This is a genomic window from Hydrogenovibrio sp. SC-1, from assembly GCF_002848135.1.
Lineage (GTDB): Bacteria > Pseudomonadota > Gammaproteobacteria > Thiomicrospirales > Thiomicrospiraceae > Hydrogenovibrio.
On record NZ_PKGB01000019.1, the window covers coordinates 26,137 to 38,812 of the forward strand.

Genomic DNA, 12,676 nt, shown 5'->3' on the forward strand with positions numbered 1-12,676 from the left:
TCTCCTTTTATTTAAAACGCTGGGTGGGGTCGACTTCTTTGAGTTTTATTTTCTCAATGGCATGATTAGAGGTTTCGACAACCTCAATGGTGTAGTTGCCGATTTTAAGACAGGTTCCGACCATTGGCAGCGTTTCAAGTTCCTCTTGAATCAGGCCATTTAAGGTTTTTGGACCATCTGTTGGTAAGTCAAATTGATAGGTTTTATTAACGTCTCGAATAAATTCAGATGCGTCAAACGTAATCGAACCGTCTTTATGCGTTTGAATCGTATTAAACACCTTTTCCCGGTTGTCAGTAGAAAATTTACCAACGATCTCTTCAAGTAGGTCTTCTAAGGTGAGTAACCCTTGCAGATTGCCGTATTCATCCACAATCAAAGCCATATGGCGTTTGTGCTTATTGAACTTGGAAAGCTGGATGTTTAAGGTGGTTGTTTCTGGAATAAAATAACCAGGCCTGGTCGCTTTAATAATGTCTTTTAAGGTGAGATTAGGCTTGGTTAAAATCGGCAGCATTTTGCGCAGATTTATAATCCCAATCAATTCATCGTCCATATTGTCGCGATACACAGGGATGCGAGTAAACGGCGATTTTAAAATGCGCTTAACAATCTTATCTAGTGGTTCATTGACGTCAATACCATAGATGTCCTGTTTCGGGATCATAACATCTTCTACGGTAATGGTTTCCAGTTGCATAATGCCGCTCAACATGCTGCGATAATGTTTTGGTAATCGACCAGTGGCCTCATTGATGAGTGTCTGTAGTTCTTCTTTGCTTAGTGCATGTTGATCCTGGTCATGCTGCATGACTTTAACACCAAAAATCCTGAGAAACCCATTTGCAATAAAGTTGATGAACCAGACGAGGGGGGAAAATATTTTGAGTAAAGGTTCTAAAACATAAGCAGCTGGATAGGCAATTTTTTCAGGATAAAGTGCCGCTAAGGTTTTAGGTGCAACTTCAGAAAAAATCAAAATCACCAGTGTCAATATCCCAGCGGCAAGCGCAATGCCAGCTTCACCAATCAAGCGCATAGCAATAATGGTGGCAATTGACGAGGCAAAGATATTGACAAAATTATTGCCTAATAAAATCACCCCTAATAGCCGATCGGGCTTTTCGAGCAATTTTTGAGCTTTAATAGCGCCTTTATGGCCTTGTTTGACTTTGTGTTTTAGGCGGTACTTATTCAACGCCATCATGCCCGTTTCAGAGCTGGAGAAGAGCGCAGATAAAATAATCATCAAACCAAGGATGATAAAGAGGGCAGAAATGGGCAGACTGTTCAAAATGATCGTTTTATAGAGTGAATCGAAAGAGAATTATAACGATAAAACCCCTGCGCCGCAAAGTTTTGGCGCAGGCAATTGATAATAGAGCGGACGGTTAAAGTATGATTAGAATCGCTTCGGTTCCAATATAACTTAGGATCAGTAAGAAATACGCCCACAGAATGTAATAGGCCGCTTTTTGTCCTCGCCATCCAAAACGGAAATGTCCGAAAAGAAATAACCCATAAGTCAACCAGGCTAGGATTGCAAAAAAGGTTTTGTGAACGAGGTGCTGAGCAAAAATATCTTCTAGAAAAAACACACCGCTCAGCAAGGCAAAACTTAAAAAGATAAAGCCGATTAATACCATTTGGATCAAGGTTTTTTCCATGACCTGTAGGGGCGGTAGGTTTTTGAAGAGGGTGGTGAGTTGGCGTTTTTGAAAACGATGTTCTTGAACCGCGTACAGAGCGGCTTGAGCCGCCGCCAAGCCCATAATGCTGTAAGCGGTAATGGAAATCAGTACATGGCTTCCTAATGGATAAGGGAGCGGACTTCCTTCAAAGCCAACCATGGGTGCTAAGGTGGTTAAGGCCGAAATTGGGAAGATAAAAATCCCTAAGTTTTCAGTGGCTTTGTTGATATTGGTGATGAGCAAAACCATCACCGCTATCCAACTGATCAGAGAGAGCCCCATACCTAGGCTAAACACAATGGTGTTATCAACAATCAGGTTATGTGAAAAAGAATAGAGATGTAACAACGCTGCCGTAATAGCAAAGATTAAGAGTTTTGACCGATTAAATGTCTGACCACTTTTTGTGGATCGATCTTGTTTGAACCTCTGCCACAACAGTCCAGTTGCAAAAAAATACAATAAACTTGAAAAAATTGCAGCGAGTGCGCTAATGACCATCTTAATCCTTTACCAAAATTGAAAACACAGAATATAACCGCAAACGGCGAAGCTTAGAAGCCAATTCTTAAAAGAATTTCGGCGTCCTTTAGCTATTTAATTCATAAACACTTATAATATCGAAAATTCAGCGTAAATGAAATGAAATTAACCGAAAGCTTAATTAGAAAAGCGATTGGGAAACAGTGGGAAAGGATATGTTTGATAGTTTATCGGATCGTTTGACGAAATCATTTAAAGCCATAACGGGTCAAGGTCGCTTGACTGAAGCCAATATTAAAGATGCTTTAAGGGATGTTCGTCGTGCTTTGCTCGAAGCAGATGTCGCTTTAAGTGTTGTTAAAACGTTTATTGACCAGGTGCAACAAAGAGCGATCGGTCAAGAAGTTTCAACCAGTTTAAATCCTGGTCAAGCCTTTATTAAAATTGTTCGCGAGCAATTAACCCAGGTCATGGGAGACGAAGCGGCGCCGTTGAATTTCAATGTTGAGCCGCCAGCCATTATTATGGTGGCCGGGTTGCAAGGGGCGGGTAAAACCACCTCGGTCGGTAAGTTGGCACGTTGGTTAAAAGAACACGAAAAGAAAAAAGTAATGGTGGTTTCTGCCGATGTTTATCGTCCTGCGGCGATTAAACAGCTTGAAACCCTTGCCGGTCAGGTGGATGTGAGCTTTTTCCCCTCGTCAGCGGATCAAGATCCGGTCGCCATTGCTAAGGCTGCGCATGCAGAAGCGAAAAAGCAATTTGCCGATGTCTTGATTCTCGACACCGCGGGTCGAATGCATATTGACGAAGATATGATGGCGGAGATTAAACGCCTTCATCAGGCGATTAAGCCGATTGAAACTTTGTTCGTTGTTGATGCGATGACGGGGCAGGACGCCGCTAATACTGCAAAAGCCTTTAATGATGCCTTGCCGTTGACAGGGGTGGTTCTAACCAAAACAGACGGCGATGCCCGTGGTGGTGCCGCCTTATCTATCCGACAAATTACCGGTAAACCGATTAAGTTTATTGGTGCGGGTGAAAAAACCGATGCATTAGAATCCTTCCATCCAGATCGTATGGCCGGCCGAATTTTAGGTATGGGTGATGTACTCAGCTTGATTGAAGAAGCTGAAAGCAAAATTGACCAAAAGAAAGCTCAGAAATTTGCCAAGAAGATTCAAAAATCCGGACAGTTTGATTTAGAAGATTTCTTAGAGCAGTTGCAACAAATCAATAGCATGGGCGGCGTAGGCGGCTTAATAGGTAAAATGCCAGGCATGGGTCAAATAAAAGGGCAGATCAATGACCAAGCGGTTGAAAAAGATTTTAAACGCTTAGAGGCCATTATCTATTCAATGACCCCTCAGGAACGCGCACATCCAGCCATTATCAAAGGGTCCCGTAAAAAACGGATTGCCTCCGGTTCTGGAACGCAAGTGCAAGATATTAATAAACTGATGAAACAATTCACGCAGATGCAAAAAATGATGAAGAAGGTTTCTAAAGGCGGTATGAAAAATATGATGCGCGGTATGGCGGGTAAAATGCCAGGCCTGGGCGGAATGATGCCGCCTGGCATGAAATAGGGCTAGCCATAAATCGTAACCGTTGTTAGGTTATCTTGTTAAAGCCACCCAGGCCTGGGTGGCTTTTTTCGTTTTTAATCCCGAAAAGAGGTAGATGGCCACTGTTTGGTTTGTCCGTGAGCCAGCAGCGCTTCATCTGCATCGACCATAATCGGGTTGTCTACCAGTTCGAGCAGTGGAATGTCATTATGCGAGTCGGAATAGAAATAACTGTCTTTTAAGTCTTGCTGTTGATTTTGCAACCAGCTTTTTAATCGAGTCACTTTACCCTGTTGGAAGGAAGGGGTACCGACCACGTCACCGGTAAAATGATTATCCTTAACTTCTGGGTCCGTACCAATTAACGCTTCTATACCGTAAAGATCCGCAATGGGGCGCGTCACAAAAGAATTTGTTGCCGTAATGATTAGTAATTGATCTCCTTGCTGGCGGTGCTTATCCACAATGGATTGTGCTTTGTCTTGGTAAATCGGCAGAATGTAATGGTGCATAAAGGTCTTGCGCCATTCAATCAATGTTCCCATCGGGTGGGCGCTCAACGGTGCTAAAGAAAAGCGTTGGTAAGCCAAAATATCCAAGGTTCCTGCTTGGTAATCAGCATAAAAGGCGTCGTTCATTTTTTCATAATGATCGCCATCAACGACGCCTTTTTCGATTAAAAATTTTCCCCAAAGATAATCGCTGTCGCCATGAATCAAGGTGTTATCCAAGTCAAAGATTGCTAATGCCATTCAAGTCCCTTAAATCGTGTTGTTTGAGTCGCATAGTTTACCCGACAGATTTAGAGTTGTGATTAGAATTTTTTGGGCTTCAATTGGATTTTTTAAGCTTATTTTCAGATTAATGTTAAAAGAGATTGAAAGAAAAGCCCTTTTTTTGCAATAATTGTCACAATTAAAACGAATATTCAAAGGCTCAAGATGAAGATCACTGAACTGAAAAAGGGACAGGTGTGATTGATGAAAATGGGTATCGGCCAAATGTCGGTATTATTATTGTCAATAAAGAGGGCAAGCTTTTTTGGGGCAAGCGCCTCTATCAGGATGCTTGGCAATTTCCACAAGGGGGCATGCGGGAAAATGAAACCCCACAGCAGGCTGTTTTTAGAGAACTCAAAGAAGAAGTTGGCCTAGAACCCTCAGATGTGCGGGTATTGGGGCGCACCCAAGATTGGTTAACCTATGATTTGCCAAAACATCTCATTCGCCACTATAGCGAACCGGTTTGTATTGGCCAAAAACAGATTTGGTTTTTATTAGGTTTGCTGAGTGAAGAAGATAAAATTGATTTGAATCGTCACGATACCCCTGAATTTGAAGGGTGGAATTGGGTCGATTATTGGTTGCCTGTCCAAAAAGTGGTTTCCTTTAAGCAAGCGGTCTATCATCAAGCCTTAACCGAGCTTGAAACCCATCTAGAAAAATTCTGGTCAAAAAACCTGACCTCATAAATCATCAAACCGATTGTCTCGGCATTGCTTTAACAGAATGCCGTTAACGACACCTCCTTATTTTATCTCCCCGATATTCTGAATCTCACTACCGCCAAAAAGCGTGCTTTGTTAGGCAAAACAAACAAAAAATGTTATTATGCGTCAGCATTTAATGAACTCAGATGGCGATGGAGGGGGTTCCCTCGTCTGCACTATCTCGAGATCTAACGCTTTGGAAATACTAAGTAGCTGGAAACCAAAGTGGTTATGTTGGCGACACCGGTAAGAACTACTGGCTGTTGAATGACTTTAGGGAAACCCAGCCCCTGAAGCAGGCTTGAACCAACCAAAGAGGTTAAATTTATGAACGATAAGTTCGTTGATCAAGATCCACAAGAAACACAAGAGTGGCTTGATGCCCTAGAAGCCGTTGTCTCCTTTGAAGGCTCGGACAAGGCGCAACATATCATTGGCACACTAATCGAAAAAGCGCGTGTGCATGGTATCGATATCCCTTATTCTGCAAACACCCCTTACATCAACACCATTGCCCCTGAAGAGCAAGCGAACTATCCTGGAAATGTGGATATTGAGCGAAGAATGCGTGCGCTACTGCGCTGGAATGCGATGGCAATGGTTTCAAGAGCCAATAAATACACCAGTGTGGGCGGGCATATCGCCTCTTACGCTTCGAGTTGTACGCTCTATGAAGTTGGTATGAATCACTTTTTTAAAGGCCCTAAGCATGAGCAAGGTGCCGATATGGTGTTTTTCCAAGGGCATACTGCGCCAGGTATGTACTCCCGCTCTTATATGGAAGGGCGTTTGGAAGCAGACCAACTAAGAAATTATCGTCAAGAAGTGGATGGAAACGGTTTATCTTCTTATCCTCATCCTTGGTTAATGTCTGATTACTGGCAGTTCCCAACGGTTTCTATGGGCTTAGGTCCTTTAATGGCCATTTATCAAGCGCGTTTTATGAAATATATGCAAGCGCGCGGCCTATCTGAAACCCAAGGCCGTAAAGTTTGGGCCTTCTTAGGTGACGGTGAAATGGACGAGCCAGAATCTCGTGGTGCCTTACAACTGGCTAAGCGTGAAAAACTCGATAACCTCATCTTTGTTATTAACTGTAATCTACAACGTTTAGACGGCCCTGTTCGTGGTAATGACAAAATCATTCAAGAATTGGAAGGCGTGTTCCGTGGTGCAGGTTGGAATGTTATCAAAGTACTTTGGGGCTCTGGCTGGGATCGTTTACTATCAAAAGACGTCACTGGTAAGCTGATTGAGCGTATGGGTGAAGTGGTTGATGGTGAATATCAAGCCTATAAAGCCAAAGATGGTGCTTTCGTTCGTGAACACTTCTTCGGAAAATACCCAGAAACCGCTGAACTGGTCGCCGACATGACCGATGACGAAATCTTCCGTCTTACGCGCGGTGGTCATTCACCTCGTAAGATTTACAATGCCTATAAGCGTGCGACTGAAACGACTGGCCAACCAACCGTAATCTTAGCGAAAACCGTTAAAGGGTATGGTATGGGGCAATATGGTGAAGCCGCTAATACCGCGCATCAACAGAAGAAACTGGATTTAGATGGATTGAAATACTTCCGTGATCGTTTCTCTGTGCCAATTTCTGATGAAGAGTTAGAAAAAGATATTCCGTTCCACCGTCCTGAAGAAGGGTCGGATATTGCGACTTATATGAAAGAACGTCGTGATGCTTTAGGTGGAAGTCTACCGGCTCGTAGTGATCATGCTGAACCACTTCCTGTTCCTGAATTATCCGCTTTCAAAATGTTAACGGAAGGGACGGATGATCGTGAAATGTCAACGACTATGGCATTTGTTCGTATTATCTCAATCTTATTAAGAGATAAGAAAATTGGGCCACGTTGTGTTCCAATTATTCCGGATGAAGCCCGTACCTTTGGGATGGAAGGGCTATTCCGTCAAGTGGGTATCTATGATCCTGCCGGACAGTTATATGAGCCAATGGATTCAGACCAACTGATGTGGTACAAAGAATCGGCCAGCGGTCAAGTTTTCCAAGAAGGGATTAACGAAGCCGGCGCCATGTCTAACTGGATCGCCGCGGCCACCGCTTATGCCAACTATGGCGTGAGCATGGTACCTTTCTATATTTACTATTCAATGTTTGGTTATCAGCGTATTGGGGATCTAGCCTGGGCAGCCGGCGATTCTCGTGCACGTGGTTTCCTAATGGGTGGAACAGCAGGTCGTACCACTTTGGAAGGGGAAGGGCTACAGCATCAAGATGGTCATAACCTAATCCAATTTGATCATGTCCCTAACTGTCTTTCTTATGATCCAACCTTTGCTTATGAGATGGCGGTGATTATCCGTGATGGGATTAAGCGGATGTTTAATGAGAAAGAAGACGTTTATTACTACATCACCTGTATGAACGAAAACTACACCCATCCGGCTATGCCAGAAGGTTCGGAAGAAGGGATTCTAAAAGGGCTTTATTCCTTTAAGAAATCAACAGCTAAGCACAAGAATAAAGTTCAGTTGATGGGCTCTGGTACCATTTTCCGTGAAGTGATTGCCGCAGCAGAAATGTTGGAAACTGACTGGAAAGTGGCTGCTGATATTTGGGCAGCGCCAAGCTTTAACCTATTACGTCGTGATGGAATTGAAACGGATCGTTGGAATACGATGCACCCAACCGAAACGCCTAAAGTTTCTTATTGTGAAGCGACTTTGGCCGATGCAAAAGGGCCATTTATCGCTGCGACCGATTATATTCGTGACTATCCAAACCGGATTCGTGAATATGTTCCGGGTGAATTCTATGTGTTAGGTACAGATGGTTTTGGTCGTTCTGATACGCGTGAACAACTCCGTAAGTTCTTTGAAGTGAACCGTTATTATGTGGTTGTTCAATCGCTTAAAGCCTTAGCAGATGCGGGCAGTATCAAACCAGAAGTGGTTCAGCAAGCCATCGAGAAGTATGGTCTTGATAGTGAAAAAACCTATCCTGTTCACGCTTAATGGTAAAGGACGCTAAATCGTCTATCTAAACGCGCTGCGAAGGCAGCGTCAGAATTTACATTCAACCTGGCCAAAAGCTCAGGTTGAAGTTTAACAAGGAATGAAATGACATGGCTAACCAGCAAATTAATATCCCGGATATCGGTGATTTTGATGAAGTCGAAGTTATTGAAGTTTTAGTCGCTGAAGGCGATGAAGTCGAGGTTGATGATTCGTTATTGACTCTAGAATCGGACAAAGCAACCATGGAAATTCCAGCACCTACTGCTGGAAAAATTACCAAAGTGATGGTCAATATCGGTGACAAGGTGAGTGAAGGAACGGTGGTTTTTGAAATCGAAGCCTCGGCTTCGGCGGATGAAACTCCGGCAGAAAAACCGGCACCTGCTCCTGAAAAGGCACCCGAAGTTGCTAAAGAAGCTCCTAAACCAGCGGCTGAAACGGCACCTGCGCCAGCGGCAATGCCTTCACCAACTGCTCAAGCTTTAACCAAACCGATTAATGCTCAAGCAATGGGTGCTGCATCTCACGCATCACCATCGGTCAGAGCCTTTGCCCGTAAATTAGGTGTCGATTTAACCTCGGTAACGGGGTCTGGTCCTAAGGGACGCATTCAGCAAACCGATGTTGAGTCCGCCATTAAAGCCGTTATGCAAGGCAATGCGGGTGCCGCATCTGCACAAGGCGGAATGGGGATTCCATCCGTACCAGAAATCGACTTCAGCCAATTTGGTGAAACCGAAACGGTTGAATTGGGTCGTATCAAGAAAATCTCTGGCAAGTTCTTACAAACCAGCTGGTTAAATGTTCCGCATGTGACCCAGTTTGATGAATGTGACATCACTGAAATGGATGCGTTCCGTAAGAGTATGAAAGCCCAAGCGGAAAAAGAAGGTGTTAAATTAACGCCATTGGTCTTCGTGATGAAAGCGGTGGTCAAAGCACTTCAAGACTTCCCAAATTTCAATGCTTCTTTATCACCAGACAGTCAATCTTTAATTAAAAAGCACTATTACAATATTGGTGTTGCGGTCGATACGCCGAATGGTCTGGTTGTTCCAGTGTTCCGTGATGTCGATAAAAAAGGCATTTATGAATTGTCACGTGAGTTAATGGAAATATCTGGCAAAGCGCGCGATGGTAAATTAACACCGAAAGATATGTCTGGCGGTACCTTCACCATTTCTAGCTTAGGCGGTATCGGTGGCACCCAGTTTACGCCAATTGTGAACGCGCCTGAAGTTGCAATTATGGGGCTTTCAAAAGCCAAAATGCAACCTGTTTGGAATGGCTCTGAATTTGAACCGCGTTTGGTCATGCCATTCAGCGTTTCTTATGACCACCGTGTGGTCGACGGGGCTGAAGGGGTTCGCTTTACCACCACGGTCGGTCAGTATTTAACTGATCTACGCCAATTGATTCTGTAATCGGAGAAGTATATGAGTAAGATTGTTGACATCCTGATTCCAGATATCGGCGACTTTGCCGAAGTGGATGTAATCGAAGTATTGGTCTCTGCAGGTGAAGAAGTTATTCAAGATGACTCACTATTAACCTTAGAGTCAGACAAAGCCACCATGGAAATTCCAGCACCTTATACCGGTCGTATTGTGGAAATGCAAATTGCCGTGGGCGATAAGGTCAAAGAAGGCTCGCTGGTTGGTAAAATCGAAATTGCCGATGTTGAAACCGTTTCTTCCAATGTCGAAGAAAGTGTTACCCCAGAACCAGCACCTGAAAAATCAACCAATACCCCAGCACCACAAGCCGTTTCGGCGGCAGACTTACCCGATACTGATATGCAATGCGACGTCTTGGTTCTCGGTTCTGGCCCTGGTGGCTACACAGCCGCATTCCGCGCAGCGGATTTAGGCAAAAAAGTGGTGATGATTGAGCGATATGAAAATATCGGTGGTGTTTGCTTAAATGTCGGCTGTATTCCATCAAAAGCGTTATTGCACATGTCTGTGGTATTAAACGAAACCCGTGAAATGGGTGCGCACGGCATTACCTTTGCCGAGCCAGAAATTGATACCAACAAAATGCGAGCTTATAAAGATTCCGTCATCGGCAAGCTAACTGGCGGGCTAGCGGGTCTGGCGAAAGCACGTAAAGTTGAAGTCGTTCAAGGCTATGGTAAATTCAGTTCTGCCAATACCGTCACGGTTGAGTTAGCAGAAGGCGGCACCAAAACCATCGCCTTTGAAAACGCCATTATCGCTGCCGGTTCTCGTGTTGTGAAATTGCCATTTATTCCACATGACGATCCACGCGTCATGGACTCAACCGATGCGTTGGAACTGGAAGAAGTCCCAAAACGGATGTTGGTGATCGGTGGTGGCATTATCGGACTGGAAATGGCACAAGTCTACAATTCACTGGGTGCAAGCATTACCGTGGTTGAATTGGGTGACACCATTATTCCGGGTGCAGATAAAGACATCTCAAAACCCCTATTGAACAAGATCAAAAAGCAGTATGAGAATATCTACCTAAAATCAAAAGTCACTAATGTTGAAGCCAAAGATGAAGGCTTGGTGGTGACATTTGAAGGTAAAGACTGCCCAGAAACTGATACGTTTGATCGTATCTTGGTTGCGGTCGGTCGCGCACCAAACGGCAAATTGATTGATGCTGAAAAAGCCGGTGTGGCTGTCAATGATTGGGGCTTTATTGAGGTAGATGAGCGTCAAAAAACCAATGTCGATCACATCTACGCCATCGGCGATATTGTTGGTCAACCCATGTTAGCGCATAAAGCGGTACACGAAGGGAAAGTGGCTGCAGAAGTTATTAACGGTATGCCAAGTGCCTTTACCCCAATGAGCATTCCATCGGTTGCCTACACCGACCCAGAAGTGGCTTGGGCAGGTAAAACCGAAGCCGAACTCAAAGCCGAAGGCATCGCTTATGAAAAAGGCGCTTTCCCTTGGGCAGCGTCTGGACGTAGCTTAAGTCTAGGGCGTGACGAAGGGGTGACCAAAGCACTCTTCTGTGCTGAAACCCACCGTCTACTCGGTTGCGGTATTGTCGGGCCTAATGCCGGTGAACTAATTGCCGAAGCCATGCTCGCCATTGAAATGGGCGCAGATATGCAAGACATCGGTCTCACCATCCATCCGCATCCAACGCTGAGTGAAACGCTTTGTTTCGCAGCCGAAATGGCGGAAGGTACAATTACCGATCTCATGCCGCCAAAGAAAAAGAAATAGCCAGGCCTTTATGCCCCTTGTGGGTATGGTTGTTTTTGATAACAAAAAGCCCGCTTTATGCGGGTTTTTTGTTTATTAAATTGCGCATTTATTTACTGTATTATGCTCTTGTTGATTAAGTGTGATTCGACTTTACTCTGACTCAAAAACCATAATCAAGTCTTTCTAATTTGTACCATCTAACTAGAGGATGTTTTATGTCGGAAGATTGGAAATTATTAATTGAAGCCATTAACAATCTAAAGCAAGAATCAAGTTATTTAAAAGATTATGTATGGCCTATCGTATCAGGGATTTTTTCGGCACTTCTTGGTGCAGGAGTTGCGTTTTGGACTATAAAGCATCAGGAAAGGATGCAAGTAGAGAAAGATAAACTAGATAGCGGTAACTTGCTAATAATGCTGGTTTTGCAGGCTCAAAGCAGTTTAATTGCTTGGAAGCATAATTATGCTCTTGCAATCCAAGAAGTTGATGATCCTATTCAAAGATTGCTTTACATCCCTAGGATGATAAGTAATGGCAATTCAATAGAGTATAAAGTTGAATCCATTATTTTTGCTGCAAAACAAGTTCCAGGAACAATGAAGGATTCTAGCTGGAGAAATATTGTAAGAATTTTCTCTATGATAGAGAACTATAATGAACTCCAAACTATTATGGCAAAACGAAGTATGTTGCATGAAAGGATTGTACAACTTATTACTGAATCACAGAGCGAGTCAAATATTGAGCTTGAAACACTTTTAAAAATAATACCGAATCAGACTTTGAAAGAAGCCATAGATTTAACAGAAAAAATGATTGTGTTTGTTGATGATTTAATAATAGAAATGGTTAGCTTTCTTGATGCATTTCCTAAAATAATGCAAGAATCAATTCTCACTAAAAAAATAAAAAATTATGGAAGTGTAATAATGACTTCTTCACCACCAAATCAATTTATACATCTTTATGATAGGTCTGTAGAAGTTGATTACAAAAAACTGGCTACCATTTTTCAAGAAAGTGAGGAAGTTGTTAGTACTTTATATAAAGCTGGTCAAATGACATCTGAAAAATAAAATTATTGGGCTAGTAAAATGTAAGAATCAATGGGTCTGGCTCGATTGATTTGTATTCTGGTTAGCGAATAAACAATCAAAACTGACCAGGCCTGGTTGTTTTTGAGCTTAAAAAAAAACCGCTTTGCAATTTTGTTTAGTGGGTTTCTTATGGTTTCAATCTCAGTTAAGTTGTGCTTTT

General features: G+C 43.2%; 9 protein-coding genes. 6 read left to right on the forward strand and 3 right to left on the reverse strand.

Annotated elements, in window-relative coordinates; all coding sequences use genetic code 11:
* Positions 1–7: 7 nt before the first annotated feature.
* Positions 8–1,249, reverse strand: coding sequence for an HlyC/CorC family transporter (locus CYQ88_RS09750; protein WP_101841179.1), 1,242 nt, complete (start codon positions 1,247–1,249; stop codon positions 8–10).
* Between the two features lie 142 nt (positions 1,250–1,391).
* On the reverse strand, positions 1,392–2,192 hold the full coding sequence (locus CYQ88_RS09755; RefSeq protein WP_101841167.1) for an inner membrane protein YpjD: 801 nt from the start codon (positions 2,190–2,192) through the stop codon (positions 1,392–1,394).
* Between the two features lie 197 nt (positions 2,193–2,389).
* Between CYQ88_RS09755 and ffh the strand changes: the two genes are divergently transcribed.
* Positions 2,390–3,766, forward strand: coding sequence for a signal recognition particle protein (ffh, locus tag CYQ88_RS09760; protein ID WP_101841168.1), 1,377 nt, complete (start codon positions 2,390–2,392; stop codon positions 3,764–3,766).
* A 74-nt stretch (positions 3,767–3,840) separates the two neighbouring features.
* On the opposite strand, the gene CYQ88_RS09765 is transcribed toward ffh, so the two are convergent.
* Positions 3,841–4,497 carry an HAD family phosphatase gene (locus tag CYQ88_RS09765; RefSeq protein ID WP_101841169.1) on the reverse strand — a complete coding sequence of 219 codons (657 nt, stop codon included), beginning with the start codon at positions 4,495–4,497 and terminating at the stop codon, positions 3,841–3,843.
* A gap of 221 nt (positions 4,498–4,718) precedes the next feature.
* Here CYQ88_RS09765 and CYQ88_RS09770 point away from each other — a divergent pair, with 221 nt between their 5' ends.
* The 5 genes from CYQ88_RS09770 (at position 4,719) to CYQ88_RS09790 (ending at position 12,495) form a co-directional block, all read left to right on the forward strand.
* Positions 4,719–5,216 carry an RNA pyrophosphohydrolase gene (locus tag CYQ88_RS09770; RefSeq protein ID WP_101841170.1) on the forward strand — a complete coding sequence of 166 codons (498 nt, stop codon included), beginning with the start codon at positions 4,719–4,721 and terminating at the stop codon, positions 5,214–5,216.
* Positions 5,217–5,561: 345 nt separating this feature from the next.
* Positions 5,562–8,222 (forward strand): pyruvate dehydrogenase (acetyl-transferring), homodimeric type, encoded by a 2,661-nt coding sequence (aceE, locus tag CYQ88_RS09775; RefSeq protein WP_101841171.1) that lies wholly within the window; start codon positions 5,562–5,564, stop codon positions 8,220–8,222.
* A 110-nt stretch (positions 8,223–8,332) separates the two neighbouring features.
* Positions 8,333–9,649 (forward strand): dihydrolipoyllysine-residue acetyltransferase, encoded by a 1,317-nt coding sequence (aceF, locus tag CYQ88_RS09780; RefSeq protein ID WP_101841172.1) that lies wholly within the window; start codon positions 8,333–8,335, stop codon positions 9,647–9,649.
* A 12-nt stretch (positions 9,650–9,661) separates the two neighbouring features.
* On the forward strand, positions 9,662–11,434 hold the full coding sequence (lpdA, locus tag CYQ88_RS09785; protein ID WP_101841173.1) for a dihydrolipoyl dehydrogenase: 1,773 nt from the start codon (positions 9,662–9,664) through the stop codon (positions 11,432–11,434).
* Between the two features lie 197 nt (positions 11,435–11,631).
* The gene (locus CYQ88_RS09790; RefSeq protein WP_101841174.1) at positions 11,632–12,495 is read left to right on the forward strand and encodes a hypothetical protein; all 864 of its coding nucleotides are present in this window, start codon (positions 11,632–11,634) and stop codon (positions 12,493–12,495) included.
* The last annotated feature ends 181 nt before the right edge of the window (positions 12,496–12,676 follow it).

What these genes read in the sequence shown, in the direction of transcription:
- CYQ88_RS09750 (WP_101841179.1), bottom strand. Translation starts at nt 1,249, where the DNA reads ATGATTATTTTATCTGCGCTCTTCTCCAGCTCTGAAACGGGCATGATG.
- CYQ88_RS09755 (WP_101841167.1), bottom strand. Translation starts at nt 2,192, where the DNA reads ATGGTCATTAGCGCACTCGCTGCAATTTTTTCAAGTTTATTGTATTTT.
- ffh (WP_101841168.1), top strand. Translation starts at nt 2,390, where the DNA reads ATGTTTGATAGTTTATCGGATCGTTTGACGAAATCATTTAAAGCCATA.
- CYQ88_RS09765 (WP_101841169.1), bottom strand. Translation starts at nt 4,497, where the DNA reads ATGGCATTAGCAATCTTTGACTTGGATAACACCTTGATTCATGGCGAC.
- aceE (WP_101841171.1), top strand. Translation starts at nt 5,562, where the DNA reads ATGAACGATAAGTTCGTTGATCAAGATCCACAAGAAACACAAGAGTGG.
- aceF (WP_101841172.1), top strand. Translation starts at nt 8,333, where the DNA reads ATGGCTAACCAGCAAATTAATATCCCGGATATCGGTGATTTTGATGAA.
- lpdA (WP_101841173.1), top strand. Translation starts at nt 9,662, where the DNA reads ATGAGTAAGATTGTTGACATCCTGATTCCAGATATCGGCGACTTTGCC.
- CYQ88_RS09790 (WP_101841174.1), top strand. Translation starts at nt 11,632, where the DNA reads ATGTCGGAAGATTGGAAATTATTAATTGAAGCCATTAACAATCTAAAG.